The sequence below is a fragment of the Arthrobacter sp. SD1074B genome (genome assembly GCF_056780195.1).
In genome coordinates, this window is record NZ_JBRAZT010000001.1 from 1,577,174 (window position 1) to 1,599,889 (window position 22,716).

Consider the following 22,716-nt stretch of genomic DNA (forward strand, 5'->3'; position numbering starts at 1 on the left):
GCGGGGATTCCGAAGATCCGCTATTCCTGAACCATGGATGATGACGAACGGTCCGCATACCCTAATTCCGCATCTGGTTACGCACCGGCGCCGGAGGTCGCCGGTTACGACGTCGGACGGCTGCTGGGACGCGGCGGCAGCGCCGCCGTCTGGCTCGCCACGGACCGGACCACGCAACGTGACGTCGCGTTGAAGTGCTTCGTCGGGCCGCCGGGGGAGGAGCCGGCGGATCCGCGGCGGGCTGCGGATGCCGAGGAAGCCCTGCGGCGCGAAGTGCGCGTCCTCTCCGCCCTCGACCACGAGCACCTCGTCAAGGCGCACACCGTGGTGCGGGTGGGCTACCCGGACGGGTGCGCCGGGCTGGGGCTCGTGCTGGACTACGCCGCAGGGGGATCGCTGGGCCAGCTCCTCCTGGCCCGCGGCAGCCTGGCAGCGGGAGAGGCCGTCACCATCCTGACCCCGCTCGCGCAGGCCCTGGCCTACCTGCATGCCAGCGGCTTCACCCACGGCGATGTGTCACCGGGAAACGTGCTGTTCACCGGCCAGGGCAAGCCGCTGCTGGCCGACTTGGGCGTGGCACGGATGCTGGCGGACCCGCAGGAGTCCGGGCGGGCCGGCACGGACGGGTTCCATGACCCTGCCCCGGTTGACGCCGTCCGCGCCGGCCTCCAGCCTGAACGCGACGTCTACTCCCTGGCCGCGCTGGGCTGGTTCTGCCTCACCGGCAGGGCACCCGAGCCGGAGCCGCAACGTCCGCCGCTGCCGCTGCTGGTCCCGACGGTTCCGGCCGGGCTCGCCGACGCGCTCGAAGCGGGACTTCGTGCCGACCGCCGCCAGCGTCCCTCCGCGGGGGAGTTGGCCGCTGCAATATTCCGCAGCGCATCGCCGGTGCCCGTAGACCTCTCTGTGTCCGTGCATCCGACCGTGGTGCCGCAGCTATTGACCCGGCGCTCCGTCCCCGCGAGTCCACGGGAACGCCGGGCAGCACGGCAGCGGGACCGGAAACGCCGGAGTGCACCCCCGGCACCGGCGGCCCGACGTGCGCGGCACGGCGCGTGGCCTGACCGTGGCCCGACCCGCCCGGGCCTCCGGCGGGCGGCCGCCGCGCTTGTCACAACCGTGGGAGTAGCGGCGGCAGGCATTTTCGGGACGCTGCTGCTGGCCGGGCGGCTGGCGGCCGGGGAATGGGCGCCGGAGGTCCGGCCGCCGTCCGTACCGTCAGCCCGGCACGCGACGGCTTCGGTCCCCGCGACGGCTTCAGTTCCCGCCAGGACTTCGGTTCCCGCAGAGTCTCCGGGTTCCGGCACGGCCGGGGCCGTGCCGGCAGGATTGCAGGAGCTGCTCGCCGCAGCGGAGCCGGAAGACGCCGTCCGCGGGCTCGCAGGGTTGCGCTCCTACGCGCTCTCCACCGGGAACCTCGGGCTTCTCGACCAGGTCAACGCGCCGGCGTCGCCGGCGGCCGCCGCCGACGCCGGCGTCGGTTCCCGGCTGGCGGAGACCGGGCACGTGCTGGACGGCTTCGAAGCGCGCCTGAGCCTGGTGGAGCGCCAGCCCGAAAGCACTGCGGCGCGGGCGGTCGTCTCGCTCAGTGTGGCCTCGCCGCCGTACCGCGAAAGGGACGCCGCGGGAACAGTGGTCGCCGAGGCGGCCGCCGTCGGGGAGCAGCGGCTTCGCCTTGTGCTGGTGCCGGTGGACGGCAAATGGCGCATCCAGGAGATCCTGCCCGCCGCCGGGGGCTAACCCGACGGCGACCTGCGGTGCCGCTTAGCTGCGGTCCACTACCCAGGCCGCGGCCTGGGCGAGCGAGGGGTGCTGCCACTGGAACCCGGCCCCGGCCAGGGCCGCGGGCTCCATCCGCTGGCTCGCGAGCAGCAGTTCGTTGGCCAATTTCCCCATCACGAGGCGCAGCACGGGCGCGGGTACCCGCAGCAGCGCCGGCCGGTGGAGTGCCTCGGCCAGCCGGGCGATCAGCGAGTTCACGTCCGCGCTCTCCGGGGCGCAGACATTGACCGGTCCGGCCAGCGGCGCCGTCAGCAGGAATTCAAACGCGCCTGCCACGTCCGGAAGCGTGATCCACGGCCAGAACTGCCGGCCGTTGCCCAGCGGGCCGCCAACCCCCAGGCGCAGCAGCGGCAGGAGCCTGCCAAGGGCGCCCCCGCTGCGGCTCAGGACGACGCCGGTCCGGGTAGTGACCACACGGACCCCGGCCGGCGCCTCGTGGGCGGCAGCTTCCCAATCGACGCAGATCCGGGCCAGGACACCGCTGCCGGCCGGGGCGCCTTCGCGCAGCACCGCAGGCCCGGCGTTGCCGTAGTAGCCGGAGGCGGACTGGCTCAGGAAAACCGGCGGCGGGGTGTCCATCCGGGCCATCGCCGCTGTCAGGGTCCGCGTCGGGCCCAGGCGCGAGGCGGTGAGCTCGTTGATCCGGCGCCGCGTCCAGGGCCGGTCGCCGATCCCTGCACCGGAAAGGTTGATGACGGCGCTGGCGCCCTTAAGGGCCGTGTCGTCGATGCGTCCCTCGGCGGGATCCCAGCGGAACTCGTCGGCGGAGGCCGGCGGCCGCCGGACCAGGCTGGCGACGTCGTGGCCGCTGCCGCGCAGCGTGCTGGAAAGGGCGGTTCCGATCAGCCCGGAGGCGCCGGCAAGGAGGATTCGCATGATCCATCTCACCACGCCCGGCACGGCAGGGAAACCTCCCCGGCGCCCGGGCGGTTTTGACTATGATCGAACGATGACCTCTTCGAGTTACCTCCGTTTCCCGCATCTGCACGGCGACCTGGTCACCTTCGTGGCCGAGGACGACGTGTGGATCGCGCCCCTCGCCGGAGGCCGCGCCTGGCGGGTTTCCTCGCTGCAGCTGCCCGCCCGCAACCCCCGTTTCACCCCCGACGGGCAACGCCTGGTCTGGACGGTCATCCAGGGCACGGCGCCGGAGGTTGTCACGGCGGACGTTGACGGCGGCGGGTACCGCCAGCTCAGCTACTTCGGCCACAGCTCCACCCGGGTCAAGGGTTTCACGCCCGACGGCGACGTGGTGGTCACGAGCGCCTTCCGGCAGGCGGACAGCCGCCTGACGCACGCCTACAGTCTGCCGGTCGGCGGCGGCTGGGCCGAGGAGCTTCCGTTCGGGCCGGTCGAGTCCGTTGCCTTCGGCACCGTCGTCGGGGACGAACGGCCCGTGGTCCTGGCCAGTGTGCTCTCCCGCGAACCGGCCTGGTGGAAGCGCTACCGCGGCGGCACCGCCGGTAAGCTGTGGATCGACGCGGACGGCAACGGCGAGTTCGAGCGGCTCGCGCCCGAACTCGACGGCAACCTCACCGACCCCATGTGGGTCGAGGGCCGGATCGCCTTCCTCTCCGACCACGAGGGCTACGGCAACCTTTATTCCGTCCTGCCTAACGGCACCGATCTTCGCCGCCACACGGACCACGAGGACTTCTACGTCCGGCACGCGGCCACCGACGGCGAACGGGTGGTCTTCGAATCCGCCGGCGAACTCTGGCTCCTCGCCGGGCTTGACGCCGATGCGGTCAAACTCGACATCACGCTGGGTTCCGCCTCGCAGGCGCGGCGCTCGTCGGCGCTGAAGCCCTCCCGGCACCTCGGCGACGTCGTCCCGGACCACACCGGTGACTCCAGTGCCGTGGAGGCCCACGGCACCCTGCACTGGCTGCGTCACAAGGACGGACCGTCCCGCATCCTCGAGGCAACCCCGGGGGTCCGGGCACGGCTGCCGCGCCCCTTCGGTGCCGGCCGGATCGCCTACGTCGCGGACCACGAAGGCGCCGAGGCGCTCTACCTGAAGGCCATCGCCGCGCCGCTGCAGGGCGGCCACGGGTCCGGTCAGCCGCGCAGCGCCGAAACGGCAGCGGCCGCGCCGGCGAACATTAAGGCACCCCAGGACGCCGACGGCGGAACGCCGCTGCCCAGCCCCGTCTCGGCAGCCGCCCTGACCCGGCAGGACGCTGCCTCCGCCCCCGTCCCCGCGCCGGCCTCCGTCACTGCCGCGGATGCGGCGCCCGGCGCCGGTGCTGGTGCTGGTGCAGGCCAGACCGGCGCAGGCCAGGCCGGGTCCGGCAGCGCCCCTTCCGGTGCCGCCTCCGCACCGGAGCGTGCCGGCGCCGGGGACACGACCCGGATTGACTTCCCGAAGCCGAGCCGTGCCAGCGCCATGGAAGCCAGCCCGGACGGCAACTGGCTGGCCGTCGGCACCTCCTTCGGTGATATCTACCTGGCAGACACGCGCGCCGGTACCCTGACCCTGCTGAGCAGCATCGGCGAGGGCAGCATCGACGGCTTCAGCTGGTCGCCCGACTCGGCGTGGTTGGGCTGGGCCGAGCCGGTGACCTCCTTCGGTTCCCGCACCCGGCTGCGGCTGGCCCGGATCTCCGGGTCCGCGGCCACGGACTCCCCGGCCGCGGACCCGGCCGGCGGGGCCACGATCATCGACGTCACCGACGGCCGCTTCCGGGATGATTCCCCCGCGTTCACCCCGGACGGCAAATTCCTGGCCTTCCTGTCCAACCGCAGCTTCGACCCGGTCTACGACGGACACTCCTTCGACCTGTCCTTCCCGAGCCCGATTAAGCCCTACCTCGTGGCACTGGCTGCGGACACGCCGTCCCCGTTTGGCCCCAGCGTCGCGCTCCCCGAAGACACCGTGGCAGCCGACGATGCCGGGGATGGTTCCGGCACCGAAAAGGCCGTGACGGTCAAGGTTGACGCCGAGGGCCTTGCGCACCGGGTCATCAGCGTCCCGGTCCCGCAGGGCAACTACTCGCACCTTGCTGCCACCGCCGGCGCCCTGCTCTGGCTCGACCACGAACTGGCCGGGGTGACCGGTGACGGCCGGGCCAGCCTGGAGGACAAGGACGCGGCCCCGAGCCTGGTCCGCTTCGACCTGGCCAAATGCCGAACCACCACCATTGTTGACGCGCTGGACAGCTACCGGCTTACCGGCGACGGCGAAAAGGTGGTCCTGCTCCAGGACAAGCAGATCCGCGTTGCGCCCGCCGCGTCGAAAGCCGACGAAGAATCCGGGCAGCTGGTCAAAGTGGACCTGAACCGGATCCGGGTCCGGCTGGATCCGGTCAGCGTCTGGGGCCAGGCCTTCGACGAGGCCTGGCGCCTGCAGCGCGACTTCTTCTGGACCGCGGACATGGCCGGCCAGGACTGGGATTCCGTGCACGCCCGGTACCGGCCGATCGTGGACCGGCTCGGCTCGCACGATGACCTCGTGGACCTGCTCTGGGAACTCCACGGCGAGCTGGGAACCTCGCACGCCTACGTCCGCCCCGCCATGGTGACGGAGAACGGCAGCAACGGCCAGGGCCGCCTCGGCGCCGACCTCGCGTTCACCGGTGAGGGCTGGGAAATCACCCGCATCCTGGCCGGCGAATCCTCCGATCCGCTGGCCACCTCGCCGCTGACCCGGCCGGGCGTGGACGCACGGCCCGGGGACGTACTGCTGGCCATTGACGGCGTCGAACTTTCGGCGTCGCTGACGCCGGCGGTCCAGCTGGCCGGAGCCGCCGGCCGCGCCGTCGAGCTGACCCTGCGCAACGGCGCCGGGCACGGCTCCGCCGCAGGCAAGCAGCGCCGCGTCGCCGTCGTGCCGGTCAAGGACGAGGAACGGCTGCGCTACCAGGAATGGGTCGCGTCGAACCGCCGCACCGTGCGGGAAGCCTCGCAGGGGACCTTTGGTTACTTGCATATCCCGGACATGATGGCCAACGGCTGGGCGCAGCTGCACCGCGACCTGGATACCGAGACGTCCCTCGACGGCCTGATCGTGGATGTCCGCCGCAACCGCGGCGGCCACACCTCACAGCTAGTGGCGGAGCTGATCGGTCGCAAGGTGACCGGCTGGAGCATGCCCCGGGGCGAGCGTCCGCGCACCTACCCGCACCACGCGCCGCGCGGCCCGGTCATCATCCTTACCGATGAATTCGCCGGCTCCGACGGCGACATCATCACCCAGGTCTCCAAGCTCCGCGGGATCGGGCCGGTCATCGGCACCCGGACCTGGGGCGGGGTCGTCGGCATCGACAACCGGTTCGCACTGGCGGACGGCACCGGGGTCACCCAGCCGCGCTACGCCACCTGGTTTACCGGCGGCGTGGGTTGGGGCGTTGAAAACTATGGTGTTGCACCCGACATCGAGGTGGCCTTCCCGCCGCACGCCTATGCGGCCGGGGTGGACCCGCAGCTGGAGTACGGCATCGGCGCGCTCAAAGAAATGATCCAGGAGCTCCCCACCGACCGTCCGCCGCTCCGCGAGGGGTACCGGACGGTGCGGCCCGCCCCGCTGCCGGCCCGCGGGACGGGCAACTAGCGACCAGCAAGGAGGCCCCCGCCCCGGAAGATCCGGAGCGGGGGCCTTCGCGTGGTCGGCGGGTACTGGCTGCTAGGCGGCCAGGGTGGCGTCCAGGGTGATCTTGATGCCGGTCAGGGCCGCGGAGACCGGGCAGCCGGTCTTGGCTTCCCCGGCGATGCGCTGGAAGTCCTCCTCGGAGATGCCGGGCACCCGGGCATTCAGGGTGAGGTGGCTGCCGGTGATGCCGGTACCGGGTTCAAACGTGACGTCGGCCTTGGTGTTGACTTCCTCCGGCGTGTGGCCGGCCTGCGCCAGGGCGTGGCTGAAGGCCATCGAGAAACATGCCGAGTGCGCGGCGGCAATCAGTTCTTCCGGGCTGGTCTTGCCCTCGGCCGCTTCGGCGCGGGCCTTCCAAGTGACGTCGAAGTTGCCGAGCCCGGAGCTGTCCAGGCTGGTGTTGCCCGCCCCCGACATCAGGTCGCCGTTCCATACAGTGTGTGCGGTGCGTGTTGTTGCCATGTCCACTCCTCAGCGTCGTTGAGTCAGCGATCCGGCCAGGTAAGCCGATCCTGCCGAGTCCCATCCTAGGGACTCGGTCCGGCCGCCGCACCCGGTGTCCGCTGTCAGAGGATTTCTCCGGACATCCACCGATGGGCGCGCCGCCTGCGGGTTCAGCACCCGAACGCGGCCGGCGCGGAGACCTGATGCGAAACGACGACGGCGACGCACCCGCGCGGGGTGCGTCGCCGTCGTCGTTGGGGAGTTCTGGACTTACTGCCAGAGGGTGGCGATGGCCACGTTGAGCAGTGCGAGGCCGCCGACCGCATGGGCGAGACCCTTGCTGACCGGCTGGTCCTTCTTGTACTTGCGGCTGCCGATAAACGCGAGCACAGCCACCACGGCGGCGATCCCAAACTTGATGCCGAGCTTGGTGTAATTGGCGTCCAGGTCGAGGGCCGGGATCAGGCCCATCATGACAATGCCGGTGATGAGCTGCAGGGCAGCACCATCGAACTGGCGGGGGTGGACGGTGGGCTGCTTCATCTGGACGATCCAGATACCCACGATCATGGCGGCGCCGATGATGTGCAGGAAAACCATGATGTTATAGACGATGTTCATGAGACCTAGCTTAGCGACAAAGTGTCCACAAATAGCGAAGGGCACCTTCCCCTACGGGGAGGTGCCCTTCTCTCACCCGATCGGATGAGCTAGCGGCTAGAGACCGAGGTCGGCCTCGAACGCGCCTTCTTCAAGGCGCGCCTTGAGCGTCTGCAGGAAGCGTCCCGCGTCGGCGCCGTCCACCAGGCGGTGGTCGTACGTCAGCGAGAGGTACATCATCGAACGGATCGCGATCGAGTCGTCGCCGTTTTCGTCCGAGACGACCACGGCGCGCTTGACGATGGCGCCGGTGCCCAGGATGGCGACCTGCGGCTGGTTGATGATCGGGGTATCGAAGAGGGCGCCCACGGAACCGATGTTGGTGATGCTGAAGGTTCCGCCGGAGAGCTCGTCCGGACCGATCTTGCCGTTGCGGGTGCGGTCGGCGACGTCGGCGATCTTGCCGGCCAGGCCGGCCAGGTTCAGGTTGCCCGCGTCGGCGATGACCGGAACCAGCAGGCCCTTGTCGGTGTCCACCGCAATCGCCAGGTGCTCGGCGTTGTGGTAGGTGATCTCCTGCTTGTCCTCATCGTAGGAGGCGTTGACCTTCGGGTGCTGCTTCAGGGCTTCGGCAACAGCCTTGGCAATGAAGGGCAGGAAAGTCAGCTTGGAGCCGTTCTGCGCCTGGAAGGAGTTCTTGGCCTTGGCACGGAGCTTGGCGACCTTGGTCATGTCGACCTCGTGCACCTGGGTCAGCTGGGTGGAGATATCCAGCGACTCGCGCATCCGGCGGGCGATGACCTGGCGGATCCGAGGAGCCTTCTGCACGGTGCCGCGCAGCGAGGCGGCCGCGTCCGACACGGCTGCCGGGGCTGCTGCCGGGGCGGCGGGGGACGCAGCCGGTGCGGCTGCGGCTGCCGGAGCGGCCTTGGCCTCGGCCGCGGCCAGCACGTCCTGCTTGCGGATCCGGCCGCCGACGCCGGTGCCGGTCAGCGAAGAGATGTCCACGCCCTGCTGGTTCGCGAGCTTGCGGACCAGGGGAGTGACGTAGCCGGACTCGGCCGGGGCAGCTTCCTGCGCGGGTGCTTCCTGCTTCGGGGACTCCTGCTGGGGAGCCTGGGCCGGAGCCGGTGCTTCCTGCTTCGGAGCTTCCTGCTTGGGCGCCTCGGGGGCCGGAGCGGCGGCGGGCGCGGCCGCGCCGGCGCCGATCACGGCGAGGACGGAGCCCACCTCGGCCGTTTCATCCTCGGCAACGCGGATTTCCTGCAGCGTGCCCGCAACCGGGGACGGGATCTCGGTGTCGACCTTGTCGGTGGAAACCTCCAGCAGCGGCTCGTCCACCTCGACGGTGTCACCGACGCTCTTCAGCCAGCGGGTGACGGTGCCCTCGGTGACGCTCTCACCCAGGGCCGGGAGGGTGACTTCGTGGCTCTCACCGGCGGGCGCAGCCTCGGCGGCGGGGGCCGCGGCGGCCGGCTCGGCGGCGGGGGTCTCAGCTTCGGGCGCCGGAGCCTCGGCACCGGACGGCGACTCGGCGGGCGCCTCCTGTGCGGGGGCCTCTTCGGCGGCCGGGGCGGCAGCCTCTGCGGAGCCGGAGCCGTCGCCGATGCGGACCAGCGGGGCGCCGACTTCAGCGGTCTCGTCTTCGGCGACGAGGATTTCCTCGATCACGCCGGCGATCGGAGAGGGGATCTCGGTGTCTACTTTGTCGGTGGAAACTTCGAGCAGGGGCTCGTCCACCTCTACCCGGTCACCTACCTGCTTGAGCCAGCGGGTGACGGTTCCTTCGGTGACGCTCTCACCGAGGGCGGGCAAGTTAACGGATTCAGACATGTCGTCCCCGTTCTCCTTATTGATCTTTAGTGCGGATGGTTGCTGCCTTGTTCGAGCTTAGTGCACCCGGGATTTGGGGCCGGGCGCACTAAGCACGGAGGTTCTTGCGGTGATGCGGGGCTGTTAGCCGTGCAGGGGCTTCCCGGCTAGGGCGAGGTGCGCTTCGCCCAGGGACTCGTTCTGCGTCGGGTGCGCGTGGACCAGCTGGGCCACGTCCTCCGGGTAGGCTTCCCAGTTCACGATCAGCTGGGCCTCGCCGATCTGCTCGCCCATGCGGGCGCCGATCATGTGGACGCCGACGACGGGGCCGTCCTTCTGGCGGACCAGCTTGACCAGGCCGCTGGTTCCCAGGATGGAGCTCTTGCCGTTGCCGGCGAGGTTGTATTCCTGGGTTTCGATCTGGTCGTCACCGAACTTGGCCTTGGCGGCCTTCTCCGAGTAGCCGACGGTCGCGATTTCCGGCTCGGAATAGGTGACCTTGGGGATGTTGACGTCTTCGACGACGACCGGCTTGAGGCCGGCGATTTCCTCGGCCACAAAGATGCCCTGCTGGTAGCCGCGGTGTGCGAGCTGGACGCCGGGGACAATGTCGCCCACGGCGTAGATGTTGCCGATACCGGTGTGGAGGCGCTCGTTGGTGATGACGAAGCCGCGGTCGATCGTCAGGCCGGCTTCCTCGTAGCCGAGGTTGGCCGTGACCGGGCCGCGGCCGACGGCGACCAGCATGAGGTCCGCCTCAAAGGTCTTGCCGTCGACAAGGGTGACCTTGACGCCGTCGTTGTTCTGCTCAACGCCCTGGAAGAAGGTGCCGGTGGAGAATTTGATGCCGCGCTTCTTGAAGGCACGCTCGAAGGCCTTGACGATGGTCGCGTCCTCGTTCGGGACGAGCGACGGCAGGCCTTCGATGATGGTGACGTCAACGCCGAAGGACTTCCACACCGAGGCGAACTCGACGCCAATGACGCCGCCGCCAAGGATGATCGCGCTCTTGGGGATGAAGTCCATGGTGAGGGCTTCGTCGGAGGTGATGACCTTGCCGCCGATTTCCAGCCCCGGCAGCGTGCGGGAGTAGGAGCCGGTCGCGAGGACGATGTTCTTGCCCTTGTAGGCGGTGCCGTTGACGACGACGGTGTCGGTGCCCTGGAGCTTGCCCTCACCCTCGATGACGGTGATGCCCTTCTTGGCCTTGATGAGTCCCTGGAGGCCCTTGAACTTGCCGGCGACGATGCCGTCCTTGTAGGCGTTGACGGCGTTGATGTCGATGCCGTCCAGGGTCACGTTGACGCCGTACTTCGCGGAGTCCCGGGCGTGGTCGGCCAGTTCCGCCGAGTGCAGCAGGGCCTTGGTGGGGATGCAGCCGTTGTGCAGGCAGGTGCCGCCGAGCTTTCCCTTTTCGATGAGGCCGACGGTAAGGCCAAGCTGGACGGCACGGAGCGCAGTTGCGTAGCCGCCGCTGCCGCCGCCGAGTACCAGGATGTCGAATTCTTGCGCAGTTGCCTGATCGGCCACTAAAACGCTCCCTCGCGTGAACGATGACACGGGAGTACGCATCATCTGGTCTTGGAACTGTCTGCCGTGATTGTGCCAGCAGGCAGGTTCCCTTTCGTTTGGAATTACTTCCGTGAAGCTGTTTGCTTTGAAACTACGGTTCACCTTAGCGAACCACTAATACATGCTCCACCTTGCCGTGGCGTTTGTGGAGCGCTTGTGTCCAGTGTCACGCGGCCTTGTGGCCGGGGTATCAGCCCCGGGCCGCAGGGCCGCGCGACAACGGACGGTCCTTAAGTGGCTGCCGAAGACAGTACTTAAGGAGTGCGCGGTCAGACGGCCTTGGCGAGGATGTCCTCCACATAGGCCACCAGGGTGCGCACGGTGCAGCCGGTGCCCTGCTTGTGGTTGTAGCCGTAGGGGCTGCCGTTGTTGAAGGACGGCCCGGCGATGTCGATGTGGGCCCACGGGATCTGCTCGCCGTCCTTGCCCTTGCCCACGAACTCGCGCAGGAACACGGCCGCGGTCATCATGCCGCCGTGGCGTTCGCCGATGTTGGCGATATCCGCGACCTGCGAGTCCAGGCTGGGGCGCAGCTCCTCAGGCAGCGGCATCGGCCAGACGAGTTCACCGGCGCGGTCCGCCGCGGCCTTGAGCGCCCCGGTAACGGAGTCGGAGCCCATCACGCCGGCGGTCCGGTCGCCCAGGGCGATCAGCTGTGCCCCGGTGAGGGTGGCGACGTCGATGATTGCGTCCGGATACTCCTGGCTGGCGGCGACGATGCCGTCGGCCATGACCAGGCGGCCCTCTGCGTCGGTGTTCAGGACCTCGACGGTCTTGCCGCCGAAGATGGTGAGCACGTCGGCGGGCCGCTGGGCGGCACCGGAGGGCATGTTTTCCGCGATGCAGAGCCAGGCGGTCGCCTTCACCGGCAGGCCCAGCTCGGCGAGGGCAAGGACGGTGTTAAGGACGACGGCGGCACCGGCCATGTCGCTCTTCATGTCGCCCATGCCCAGGTGCGGCTTGAGCGAGATTCCGCCGGTGTCGAAGGTGATGCCCTTGCCGACCAGGGCGATCTTCGCGGTGGCCTTGGCGGGGGCGTATTCGACCTTGACCAGGCGCGGCTGCCGGGTGGAGCCTTTACCGACGCCCAGGATACCGCCGAAGCCGTCCTTCTCGAGGCGCTTCTCGTCCCAGACAGTCACCTTGACCGGCAGGCCTTTAGCCAGATCCCTGGCTGCGTCGGCGAACGTTTCGGGGTAGAGGTGGCTCGGCGGCTGGTTGACCAGGGTACGGGTGGCGTTGACGGCCTTGCCGACCAGGGCGGCGCGCTCCAGCACGGGCGCCAGCGCCTTGTCGGTCGCGAAGTCGGTGAGGATGCGGACGTTCTTGACCGGGTCCTTGAGCCCGTCCTTGGCGGAGCGGTACTCGCTGAAGGAGTAGGCGCCCATCGCGGCGCCCTCGGCGACGGCAGCCACCGCGGCGAGGTCCGGCGTCGGGAGGGCCAGGGTGACGGTGCTGACCCCGGCGAGCTGGCGGACTGCCGAGCCGGCCGCGCGGCGCAGCGCCTCCCCGGAGAGGGGGGTGCCCGCGGTAACCTTGCCGACGCCGGCGAGCACCAGGACGGAGGCGCCGGCTTCGGGCAGGCCGGGCAGGCGGTGCGCCTGGTCCGCGGCGCCGGTGAGGCCCAGAACGCCCAGTGACTCGGCCAGCGCCTCGGCCGCCTTGGCCGTCAGCGGGTTCTCCAGCAGCACGGGGCCATCGGTGCCCTGTCCCACGCCCACGACGAGGGCGTCGGACGGGGACTTCTTCAAGTCTCCGGCGACCGCACTCAGTTTGACTTCGGTATTCTTGACCACGAGGACAATCCTCAATTCTCTGTGATTTTTCGGCAGGAACTGCATGTTCGGCGCCCTGCCACGGGTACCTGAGCCACCATCGGTATTGCATGCAACCTGGTGTCTGCAAGGCCATCTATGAGGCCAGTTCCGATCGTAGTCTCTCCCCGGCGCCGGAGTTCAATTTAATGAGAGCTGGCACACACCCGGGGCAGGAATTACCCCGGCCGGCGGTGCGTTGTAGCTGGTATCGGCACTCCGGCGCCCCGCGTTGGGTCCCGACGGTCCCGCCCGGTGGTTGGCCGCGGGCACCGCCGCCCCACCCGTCCTGCTACTGCGAAAGGAACATGCCGTGATGGAACGGATTTCCGGCTCCCTGCTGGACCCCGAAACTCTTTACGTCCGTGATGACGCGCTGTTCCGCAGTCCTGAACTGCGCGGGCTGAACCTGTTGATGGGCTTCACCGGTTTCGCCGACGCCGGCCACGTCGTCAGGCAGATCACCACGGAACTGCTCGACACCCTGGACCACGAGCTGGTGGCCGAGTTCGACGCCGACCAGCTGATCGACTACCGCTCCCGGCGTCCGCAGGTGAGCTTCGTCGAGGACCACCTGCAGGACTACCAGGCCCCGCGCCTGGCCCTCTACCGGCTCAGCGACGGACTGGGAAACCCGTTTCTACTGCTGGCCGGGTTCGAGCCGGACCTGCAGTGGGAGCGGTTCGCCCGCGCCGTGGTGGGAATCGTGGAGGAACTGGACGTCAACCTGGCGGCCTGGATCCACTCCATTCCGATGCCGGTGCCGCACACCCGGCCGGTCGGCGTCACCGTGCACGGCAACAGGCCGGAGCTGATCGAGGGCATCTCGGTCTGGAAACCTACTGTGGAAGTGCCCGCCGCCGTCGGCCACATCCTGGAACTCCGCCTCGTTGAGGCCGGCCGGAACATCGCCGGTTACGTGATCCATGTCCCGCACTACCTGGCCGAGGCCGAATACCCGACAGCCGCCGTCGCGGGACTGGAATACCTGGGCGCGGCCACCTCGCTGATGCTGCCCACGGACCGGCTCCGCGAGGCCGGCCGGGAGGTCGGCAGGCAGATCGCAGAGCAGATCGATGCCTCCGAGGAGGTCCAGCAGGTCGTTTCCCGGCTGGAAACGCGGTACGACGAGAAGGCTGAAGGTACGGTGCGCCGCTCGCTGCTCGCCGACGAGAACGACCAGTTGCCGAACGCGGACGCGCTCGGCGCCGCCGTCGAGGCCTACCTCGCCCGTAAAGAACCCGGCGAATAAATACTATTTATGACGGCCGGGGCATAATGGGGGAGTGACATCCCCCCGCGCCTGGCTGATCTGGATCATCGGGATCTTCGCGTATCTGGTGGCGGTCAGCCAGCGCACCTCCTTCGGCGTCGTGGGTCTGGAAGCCACCGCAAGGTTCCACGCCAGCGCCGCCGAAATCTCCTTCTTTACCGTGCTGCAGCTGCTGGTCTACGCGGGCCTGCAGATCCCGGTCGGGGTCCTCGTGGACCGCTTCGGCTCGCGGGCCATGATTGCCGGCGGTGCCCTGCTGATGGGCCTGGGCCAGCTCCAGCTCGCGTTCGCCGAGAGCATCCCGGGCGGTGTCCTGGGCCGCGTGCTCGTGGGGGCCGGCGACGCCATGACCTTCATCTCCGTTATCCGCCTGATCCCGTTGTGGTTTGCCCCGTCCCGGGTGCCGCTGCTGACCCAGCTGACCGGCATGTCCGGCCAGCTGGGCCAGCTCTTTTCCGTGGTGCCGTTCGCGATGATCCTGCACTCGGCCGGCTGGACCCCGGCGTTCCTGACCCTGGCCGGCATGTCCGGGCTCGCCGTCGTGCTGACCGTGCTGTTGCTGCAGGACCTGCCGCCGGGCCACCCGGCACCGGAGCCGTCCCAGGGGCTGCGCGCCACCGGCGTTTCACTGTCCCGGGCCTGGCAGCAGCCGGGCACCCGGCTGGGGCTGTGGAGCCATTTCACCGTGCAGTTCAGCGGGACCGTCTTCGCGATGACCTGGGGCTACCCGTTCCTGATCTCAGCCCAGGGGCTGGACCCCGGCACCGTGTCGGCCCTGATGGCCCTCTACGTGGCAGCTGCGATCGCCGCCGGGCCGCTGATGGGCAGCTTCGTGGCCCGCCACCCCCTGCGCCGGTCCACCATGGTGCTGCTGATCTCCGGGGCCACGGCGGCAGCCTGGGCCGCGGTGCTGCTCCAGCCGGACCGGTCGCCCCTCTGGTTGCTGGCCGGCCTCGTGGTGGTCCTGGCGATCGGCGGCCCAGGCTCGATGATCGGCTTCGACTTCGCCCGGACCTTCAACCCGGCCCACCGGATCGGGACGGCAACCGGAATCGTGAATGTGGGCGGCTTCATCGCCGCGCTGTTGTCCATCTACCTGATCGGGCTGGCCCTGGACGCGCTGCACCTGGCCGGGGCCTCGCCGGGCGGCCTGTACAGCCTCGGCGCTTTCCGGATCGCGCTGAGCGTGCAGTTCGTGCTGCTGGCTTTCGGCGCCGCCGCCATCCTCATCACGCGGCGGAAGGTGCGCCGGCAGATGGCGGCGCAGGGAGTTGTCGTGCCGCCGCTGCTCAAGGCGCTGGCCCAGCAGCGCAGGGTCGTTGCGCAGCGCCGCCGCACGCCCTGACCGCTTATCCACATAGGAGCACCAGGGGCTGACACCCTGGGCCCGGCGCGGATGAAGCTTGCACTATGACAGCTCCCGACCACCTGACAATCACCGGCCCTGAAGACATCCTCGGCTTCATCCCGCACTCGCTGGGCTATTGGCCGGCCAACAGCCTCGTAGTAATGACCATGCAGGGGAACCGGCTTGGAGCCACCTTGCGCATCGATCTTCCGGACGCGTCCCGCTGCCGCGGGTCCGCGCTGGCGGCCTTCGCCCGGACTGTCCGCGATTACCTCGAGGCAGACGAGGAGGCGGACGGCACACTGCTCGCCCTTTTCGCCGGCCCCCCTGCGGAGGAGACCGCCGGGGGCGCGGCAGACGACGGCGCGGACCCTGGCGGCCCTGACCCGGGCGGTATTGACCCGGACGGCGCCGCGCTGGCCAGGCTGCTGGGCGAACTGGAGCGCACCCTCGGTGAAGCGGGACTGCCGGTGCGGGACGCCTGGCTGGTCGGGGAACGGTACTGGCGCAACGCCCATTGCTTGGACCCCGCATGCTGCGCGCCGCCCGGCCGGCCGGTCGAAGAGATCAGGAACAGCCGCCTGAATGCCGAGCTCGTCTTCCGCGGCAGCAGCGTCGGCGCCGCCCCGGGGGTGTCCGCACCGGCCGTACCGCCGGACCAGCGCGGGCCGGAGGTACTGGAAGCCCAGCAAGCCTGGGCCCGGGAATTCTCCGGCCGGTGGCGGAACCGGGCGCAGTTCGACGCGGTGTTGGACATCTGGGAGCGTGTGCTTTCCGCTGCCAGGCCCGTGGCCGCCGGCCCCCAGGCAACGCCCCCGCCGGGCGGGGCGGCATCCGCGGCAGGGAACACGCCGGCCGCCCTGCCGGTACGCCTCGCCGGCTACCCGCGGGCCACGCTGTGCGTGGCGGCGTGGCGCGACGCGGTTCTCGTGATGGCGGCCGCCGGCCGGGACGCAGCCGTTGCCGGTGCCGAGGAGTTCGGCATGTTTGACGGCGGTCCGGGCAGGCCTGCCCCGCTGCCGGAACTGGACAGGCTCCCGGCCGTGGCGCCAGAAACGGCACCGGCACCGGCAGCCGGGACCACCCGGGCCGCAACCGGCGGCACCCCGGGCTACGGGGACGTGCTCCTGGGCCTCGAACCCCCGGTGCCCGACTGGGTCCGCCTGGCCCAACTCGACCGGGTCCTTGCCCGCCTGGGCGACTGCGGCGGCGGCGAAGCCCGGGCCGCGGCGCTCACAGCCCGGGGCTGGATCGAATGGTGCCGTGGCCGCGGGTCGTTCGCTGACGCCCTGTTTACCGCCGCCGCGGCGGAACATCCGGGCTACCGGCTCGCGGAGCTGTTGGCCGAGCTGGGGCGCCGCGGCACGCTCTGCGGCTGGGCGCGCAGGAAGGAGGCCGCCTGGCAAAAGTTCGGTCCGGATGCAGCCTGAACCCCGGCGGCGGGCGCCGCCACATTGCGCGGAGGCACGGGCTCGGGGCCCCGATCCGCAAAAATCGTGAGACAATGGTTGGCGAGACCCGGTTGGGTCCGTGTATCGAGTGCGTGTAGCGAACCTTGGAAACGGGGAACATTACGGTCGCCCCGGCAGTTCTACTAAGTGGCTCTGCTGGACGTGATTGCGCCTGATGTAAAACACGGACTTGACAGGGTCATAGTGGTGTTGCCCGTATGGTGATTCCACAGACCGCCGCTAGAAAGGTTTTCTGTGACCCCGTCTTCCGCGAAGAAGGAACCCGCCGACCAGGCCGTATTGTCCCCCGAGGAGAAGAAGGCGGCGGCTAACGCCAAGCGTGCCGCCACGCGTGCAGCCAACAAGGCTGCAAAAGACGCAGCTTCGGGTGATGAGACCGCCTCGGCAGTCGCCAAGCCTGAGCCCAAGAAGCGCGGGCCCAAGCCCGGCGCCAAAGCCGCGGCCGAAGCCGCAAGCAAGTCCCGGGACGAAGATTCCGACGACGTCGAGGTCGAAGAGGACCTCGATGAGGTGACCCCCGACGCCGTCGAGCTCGGTGAAGACGGAGAAGAGGTAGCCAAGGCGGCAGCAGCCACTACCGGCTCCGGCTTCGTCTACTCCGATGCCGACGACGATGACGCCCCCGTGCAGCAAGTCATGTCCGCCGGCGCCACCGCCGACCCGGTTAAGGACTACCTGAAGCAGATCGGCAAGGTCGCCCTGCTGAACGCCGAGCAGGAAGTCGACCTGGCCCTGCGGATCGAGGCCGGGCTGTTCGCCGAGGAGAAGATCGCGGCGGACGACGGCTCCATGGATCCGAAGCTCAAGCGCGAACTCGAGTTCGTCATCCACGACGGCAAGCGCGCCAAGAACCACCTGCTGGAGGCCAACCTCCGCCTCGTCGTCTCGCTGGCCAAGCGTTACACCGGCCGCGGCATGCTGTTCCTGGACCTCATCCAGGAAGGCAACCTGGGCCTGATCCGTGCGGTCGAGAAGTTCGACTACACCAAGGGCTTCAAGTTCTCCACCTACGCCACCTGGTGGATCCGCCAGGCCATCACCCGCGCCATGGCCGACCAGGCCCGCACCATCCGTATCCCGGTGCACATGGTGGAAGTCATCAACAAGCTGGCTCGTGTCCAGCGCCAGATGCTGCAGGACCTCGGGCGCGAACCCACCCCGGAAGAGCTGGCACTCGAGCTGGACATGACTCCGGAAAAGGTCGTCGAGGTCCAGAAGTACGGCCGCGAACCGATCTCGCTGCACACCCCGCTCGGCGAGGATGGCGACTCCGAGTTCGGCGACCTGATCGAGGACTCCGAAGCGGTGGTTCCGGCCGACGCGGTGAGCTTCACGCTGCTGCAGGAACAGCTGCACTCGGTCCTGGACACGCTCTCCGAGCGCGAGGCCGGTGTCGTGGCGATGCGCTTCGGGCTGACCGACGGACAGCCGAAGACTTTAGACGAAATCGGAAAGGTCTACGGCGTGACGCGCGAACGCATCCGCCAGATCGAATCGAAGACGATGTCCAAGCTGCGCCACCCGTCCCGCTCCCAGGTCCTGCGCGACTACCTGGACTAAGCACCGGTTCAGGCAACGCGGGGCGTTTCCCGCCCGTGATCTTCGGATTTCACGGGCGGGAAACGCCCCGCGTTCCTGTTTAAGCCGCAGTTTTAAGCGCCAGCGCAAGCCCGGGTGTGTGTCACCCCGGCGGTTAACGCAGAAGGGCCCCTCCGCAACGGAGGAGCCCTTCTTGTGTGGACGTCTAGTCGACCGGAACCGGCGCCTTCTCGTGAAGGCGGCCCGTCTCGTCGTGCCAGTCGGAACTGAGCGGGCGAAGGTTCGGTTCTACGGCGCGTGCGTGGTGAGCGCAGAAGAGAAGCTCACCGCCGGAGGCTCCGAGAACAACCCGGACGTATGCCTGGGCTCCGCAACGGTCGCACCGGTCAACGGTGGTGAGTGTGCGGTCCGCAACTGCTGTTGTCATGTTCGGCCTCCTTGGTAGATCGATACATCTATATAACCAGCATTCGCCGCCGTTCCATGGCAAGGATGGGACACTTTCGCTGTCCGCGTATCACGGCTCAGTAACGGCGCCCAGGTCTTGGCCGGCGGCTTGTCCCTCCGGGGGAGTGGCAACCCGGCTTCGGGCGGCAGGACGACTAACCTAGGAAGAGCGTCTTTACGATCCATCCCTAAGGAGTTTCCGACCCGTGGCACCAAGTTCTGATTACACAGCCCGGCATCTCTCCGTGCTGGAAGGCCTCGAGGCCGTCCGCAAGCGCCCGGGCATGTACATCGGATCCACCGACTCGCGCGGCCTGATGCACTGCCTCTGGGAGATCATCGACAACTCCGTGGACGAAGCCCTCGCCGGCTTCGGCCACGACATCAAGATCATCCTGCACGCGGATAATTCGGTCGAGATCCACGACGACGGCCGAGGCATCCCGATCGACGTCGAGCCCAAGACCGGGCTCACCGGCGTCGAGGTGGTCTTCACCAAACTGCACGCCGGCGGCAAGTTCGGCGGGGGTTCCTACACGGCCTCGGGCGGCCTGCACGGCGTCGGCGCCTCCGTGGTCAACGCCCTGTCCTCCCGCCTGGACGTCGAGGTGGACCGTGGCGGCAAGACGTACAAAATGTCCTTCCGCCGCGGGGAGCCCGGCCGCTTCAAGGACCCCGGCACCAAGCCGGACCCGGCTGCCGTGTTCGAGCCTTTTGTCGACGGGTCCGTGCTCGACGTCGTCGGCAAGGCCAAGCGCGGCGTCACCGGCACCCGGATCCGCTACTGGGCCGACCGGCAGATCTTTACCCCGGACGCGAAGTTCTCCTATGACGAGCTCGCGGCCCGCGCCCGGCAGACCTCGTTCCTGGTCCCCGGGCTGAAGCTCACTGTCCGGGACGAACGCAGGGTCGCCGGCACCCCGGGGGAGTCGGGCCCGCACGAGGAGGTCTTCCACCACGACGGCGGCATCTCCGAGTTCGTCGAATTCCTCGCCGCCGATCCGGCCGTCACCGACGTCTGGCGGCTGCACGGCGCCGGCAAGTTCAAGGAAACGGTCCCCGTCCTGGACGAGCGCGGCCACAGCCAGCTGGCCGAAGTGGAACGCGACTGCGAGGTGGACGTCGCCCTGCGCTGGGGCATCGGCTATGACAGCACCGTGCGCAGCTTTGTGAACATCATCTCCACCCCCAAGGGCGGGACGCACCAGTCCGGCTTCGAGCAGGCCCTGGTCAAGACGTTCCGCAAGGCCGTGGAAACCAACGCCCGCAAGCTCAAGGCCGGCAACGACAAGATCGAAAAGGACGACATCTTCGCCGGGCTCACGGCCGTGCTGACGGTCCGCCTCGCCGAACCGCAGTTCGAGGGCCAGACCAAGGAGATCCTGGGGACCTCCGCCGTCCGCGCCATCGTGGCGAAGGTGGTCGAACGGGAGATCAACGCCAAGCTCACCTCATCCAACCGGAACGACAAGGCCCAGTCGGCACTGCTGCTGGAAAAGGTCGTCAGCGAGATGAAGTCGCGCATCTCGGCGCGCGTGCACAAGGAGACCCAGCGGCGCAAGAACGCCCTGGAGACCTCCTCGATGCCCACCAAGCTCGCGGACTGCCGCACCGACGACGTCGCGCGGTCCGAACTGTTCATCGTGGAAGGCGACTCCGCCCTCGGCACCGCCAAGCTGGCCCGTTCCTCGGACTTCCAGGCGCTGCTGCCGATCCGTGGCAAGATCCTGAACGTCCAGAAGGCCTCGGTAGGGGACATGCTCTCCAACGCCGAATGTGCAGCCCTGATCCAGGTGGTCGGTGCCGGCTCGGGCCGCAGCTTCGACATCGGCGCCGCCCGCTACGGCAAGGTGATCCTGATGACCGACGCCGACGTCGACGGCGCCCACATTCGGACCCTGCTGCTGACGCTGTTCTTCCGCTACATGCGCCCGATGATTGACGAGGGCCGCGTCTTCGCCGCCGTCCCGCCGCTGCACCGGGTGGAGGTCATCAACGCGGGGCAGAAGGCCAACGAGATGATCTACACGTACTCCGAGGCGGAGCTGCACGTGCTGCTGGACCGCCTCGCCAAGGAAGGCAAGCGGTACAAGGAACCGATCCAGCGCTACAAGGGCCTGGGTGAAATGGACGCGGAGCAGCTCGCGGAGACCACGATGGACCCGCGGCACCGCACCCTGCGCAAGGTCGGGATCGAAAACGCGAAGCAGGCCGAGGAGACCTTCGACCTGCTGATGGGCTCCGACGTCGCGCCGCGCAAGGACTTCATCATCGCCGGGGCGGCGAGCCTGGACCGGGAACGCATCGACGCCTGACCGGGCGCAACCCGTCCCGCGGGAAGGGAAGCCGGCTCAGCCGAGCAGGCCCGGCACGATCAGCAGCGCCGTCGGCACCGCCAGCAGCAGCACGCAGGCGCCCAGCACGGCGTAGCGAAGGACCTCCGGCAGCGGCGGCTGTGGGGAGAGCAGCCGGCTGACCCGCGAGGCTGTCGTCACCGCCGAACCGGCACCTCCGGTGGCGCCGGGCTGGCCGGCGTCGGCCTCGGTGCCGGCGTCGCCGAACGCCATCCGGGCCGCCGGCGCCGCCGTGGTGTTGGCAGGGCCGGCGGAACCGCTCGCGACGATCGCGATCGCCTTGATCAGCGTGGCTTTGCTTTCGGTCTTCAGGGCGACGTCGTCGGCCAGCATCTCGATCAGCGAATTCACCGCCTCCTGCGCCAGCCGGGTGGTCGGCAGCCAGGGCAAGGCCTGCCGCCACGCCGCGAACGCCCACAGCAGCAGGTGGTGGCGCTGGCTCAGGTGGGCGTTTTCGTGTATCAGCACCGCGCGCAGTTCGTCCGGCTCGAGCGCCGCCATCAGCCCGTCCGAGAGCACGGTGACGGAGCGGGCGCCGCCGGGCAGGCAGTAGGCCACGGGCGAGTCGTGGCTGATCACCATGGTCCGGGGGCCGTCGGCCGAGGGGGAGGCAAGGAGGGCGAGCAGCTCGCGGTGCCGCCGCCGCTGGCGCTGGATCTTGTAATACGTGAGCAGCAGGGTGAAGACCAGATGGGCGCTCAGCAACGCCGCGGCCGAGAGTGCGAAGATGTGCCAGAAGCCCAGCGCGGTGGTGGGCTCATCGCGGAAGACCATCCCGGCCAGTGACCGCAGGCCCGCCAGGAGGTTGTCCCCGGCCGGCTCCAGGCCGTACACCAGCATGGCTCCGATCATGGACAGGCCGCCGGCAAGGGCGATTGCCTGCCAGAGCAGCATCGCCGTCGAGGGGGAGCTCGCCGGCCATTGGGCGCGGGAAAGAAGGATAGGCACCGGCCATGCCAGTGCTATCGCCAGGACCGCCAGAAAATATGAGGTCCAGAACACCGGTGTTAGCTGTGGCCCAGCAGTTTGCGCAGCGTCTCCGCCTCGGTGGCGGACACGGAGCCAATGAAGCGGGCCAGCACGGCCTCGCGGTCGGGCGCGGAGCCCAGCACCTCGTGCATCAATTCCGCAGTGTGGTCCGCGCGGCTGGAAACGGCCTGGTAGCGGTGCGGACGGGTGCCGCGTTCACGCTCCACGAGGCCCTTGCGCTCAAGCCGGGACAGGACGGTCAGCACAGTGGTGACGGCCAGGTCCTTGCCCTCGTGGCCGGCCGTGCCGCCCGCCGCTCGGGTGCTCTGCGCTAGCAGGTCCCGCAGGGTGTTCGCCGTCGCAGCCTCCTGGCCCGCCCAGAGCAGGTCCATCACTGCCCGTTCCAGTTCGCCGAGACTTGCCATTCCGTACATCCTTCGTGAGTGCCCCTTGAGGCGGTTGTTCCGCGGGGGATGGTGTGCCGATTGCTTCAGCCTTAAATTTACCGCGTTTTGCGCGCAGTTTCTACATGAGGTAGAACATGGGCGCCACGGCGTGTCGGCCGCGGCGCCCCCGAGGTGTGCGCGGTGGGACCGGCGGCGGACGGCTGCTCCATTGCGGGGTGCTGCGTGCCGTGCCACGCTGGGTGCGGGAGGGTGCGGACTTGTTCTACACTCTGTAGAAGTAGTAGTTCTACGC

Annotated in this window: 16 protein-coding genes; 7 read left to right on the top strand and 9 right to left on the bottom strand. The window is 69.0% G+C overall.

The window, feature by feature from the left end:
- The first annotated feature begins 33 nt into the window (after positions 1 to 33).
- Entirely contained in the window at positions 34 to 1,740 is a 1,707-nt protein-coding gene (locus ACUYM2_RS07300) for a serine/threonine-protein kinase (RefSeq protein ID WP_481599469.1), read from the top strand.
- Positions 1,741 to 1,764: 24 nt separating this feature from the next.
- Here ACUYM2_RS07300 and ACUYM2_RS07305 read toward each other — a convergent pair whose 3' ends face one another.
- Complete coding sequence (locus ACUYM2_RS07305) at positions 1,765 to 2,658, bottom strand: TIGR01777 family oxidoreductase (protein WP_481599470.1); 894 nt, start codon at positions 2,656 to 2,658, stop codon at positions 1,765 to 1,767.
- 73 nt (positions 2,659 to 2,731) lie between these two features.
- Between ACUYM2_RS07305 and ACUYM2_RS07310 the strand changes: the two genes are divergently transcribed.
- Positions 2,732 to 6,334: a S41 family peptidase gene (locus ACUYM2_RS07310; RefSeq protein ID WP_481599471.1), complete on the top strand. Its 3,603-nt coding sequence runs from the start codon at positions 2,732 to 2,734 to the stop codon at positions 6,332 to 6,334.
- A gap of 72 nt (positions 6,335 to 6,406) precedes the next feature.
- On the opposite strand, the gene ACUYM2_RS07315 is transcribed toward ACUYM2_RS07310, so the two are convergent.
- The 5 genes from ACUYM2_RS07315 to ACUYM2_RS07335 all read right to left on the bottom strand — a co-directional run bounded on the left by ACUYM2_RS07315 (position 6,407) and on the right by ACUYM2_RS07335 (position 12,597).
- Positions 6,407 to 6,835 (bottom strand): OsmC family protein, encoded by a 429-nt coding sequence (locus ACUYM2_RS07315; protein ID WP_481599472.1) that lies wholly within the window; start codon positions 6,833 to 6,835, stop codon positions 6,407 to 6,409.
- A gap of 252 nt (positions 6,836 to 7,087) precedes the next feature.
- Positions 7,088 to 7,438: a hypothetical protein gene (locus ACUYM2_RS07320; RefSeq protein ID WP_481599473.1), complete on the bottom strand. Its 351-nt coding sequence runs from the start codon at positions 7,436 to 7,438 to the stop codon at positions 7,088 to 7,090.
- Between the two features lie 96 nt (positions 7,439 to 7,534).
- Positions 7,535 to 9,250 carry a 2-oxoglutarate dehydrogenase, E2 component, dihydrolipoamide succinyltransferase gene (sucB, locus tag ACUYM2_RS07325; RefSeq protein ID WP_481599474.1) on the bottom strand — a complete coding sequence of 572 codons (1,716 nt, stop codon included), beginning with the start codon at positions 9,248 to 9,250 and terminating at the stop codon, positions 7,535 to 7,537.
- A gap of 123 nt (positions 9,251 to 9,373) precedes the next feature.
- Complete coding sequence (lpdA, locus tag ACUYM2_RS07330; protein ID WP_481599475.1) at positions 9,374 to 10,759, bottom strand: dihydrolipoyl dehydrogenase; 1,386 nt, start codon at positions 10,757 to 10,759, stop codon at positions 9,374 to 9,376.
- Between the two features lie 311 nt (positions 10,760 to 11,070).
- Positions 11,071 to 12,597 (bottom strand): leucyl aminopeptidase, encoded by a 1,527-nt coding sequence (locus tag ACUYM2_RS07335; RefSeq protein WP_481599476.1) that lies wholly within the window; start codon positions 12,595 to 12,597, stop codon positions 11,071 to 11,073.
- A 331-nt stretch (positions 12,598 to 12,928) separates the two neighbouring features.
- On the opposite strand from ACUYM2_RS07335, the gene ACUYM2_RS07340 reads away from it, so the two are divergent.
- The 4 genes from ACUYM2_RS07340 (at position 12,929) to ACUYM2_RS07355 (ending at position 18,268) form a co-directional block, all read left to right on the top strand.
- Positions 12,929 to 13,867 (top strand): proteasome assembly chaperone family protein, encoded by a 939-nt coding sequence (locus ACUYM2_RS07340; protein ID WP_481599477.1) that lies wholly within the window; start codon positions 12,929 to 12,931, stop codon positions 13,865 to 13,867.
- A gap of 34 nt (positions 13,868 to 13,901) precedes the next feature.
- Positions 13,902 to 15,233: an MFS transporter gene (locus tag ACUYM2_RS07345; protein WP_481599478.1), complete on the top strand. Its 1,332-nt coding sequence runs from the start codon at positions 13,902 to 13,904 to the stop codon at positions 15,231 to 15,233.
- Between the two features lie 65 nt (positions 15,234 to 15,298).
- Positions 15,299 to 16,666: a DUF4192 family protein gene (locus ACUYM2_RS07350; RefSeq protein ID WP_481599479.1), complete on the top strand. Its 1,368-nt coding sequence runs from the start codon at positions 15,299 to 15,301 to the stop codon at positions 16,664 to 16,666.
- A gap of 276 nt (positions 16,667 to 16,942) precedes the next feature.
- Complete coding sequence (locus tag ACUYM2_RS07355) at positions 16,943 to 18,268, top strand: RNA polymerase sigma factor (protein WP_481599480.1); 1,326 nt, start codon at positions 16,943 to 16,945, stop codon at positions 18,266 to 18,268.
- Positions 18,269 to 18,452: 184 nt separating this feature from the next.
- Here the strand turns inward: ACUYM2_RS07355 and ACUYM2_RS07360 are convergent, their stop codons facing one another.
- Entirely contained in the window at positions 18,453 to 18,674 is a 222-nt protein-coding gene (locus tag ACUYM2_RS07360; RefSeq protein ID WP_175321658.1) for a DUF7455 domain-containing protein, read from the bottom strand.
- 226 nt (positions 18,675 to 18,900) lie between these two features.
- Here ACUYM2_RS07360 and ACUYM2_RS07365 point away from each other — a divergent pair, with 226 nt between their 5' ends.
- The gene (locus ACUYM2_RS07365) at positions 18,901 to 21,009 is read left to right on the top strand and encodes a DNA gyrase/topoisomerase IV subunit B (RefSeq protein WP_481599481.1); all 2,109 of its coding nucleotides are present in this window, start codon (positions 18,901 to 18,903) and stop codon (positions 21,007 to 21,009) included.
- Positions 21,010 to 21,045: 36 nt separating this feature from the next.
- Here ACUYM2_RS07365 and ACUYM2_RS07370 read toward each other — a convergent pair whose 3' ends face one another.
- Entirely contained in the window at positions 21,046 to 22,050 is a 1,005-nt protein-coding gene (locus ACUYM2_RS07370) for a M56 family metallopeptidase (RefSeq protein WP_481599482.1), read from the bottom strand.
- A gap of 5 nt (positions 22,051 to 22,055) precedes the next feature.
- On the bottom strand, positions 22,056 to 22,442 hold the full coding sequence (locus ACUYM2_RS07375) for a BlaI/MecI/CopY family transcriptional regulator (RefSeq protein WP_346959021.1): 387 nt from the start codon (positions 22,440 to 22,442) through the stop codon (positions 22,056 to 22,058).
- Positions 22,443 to 22,716: the final 274 nt, after the last annotated feature.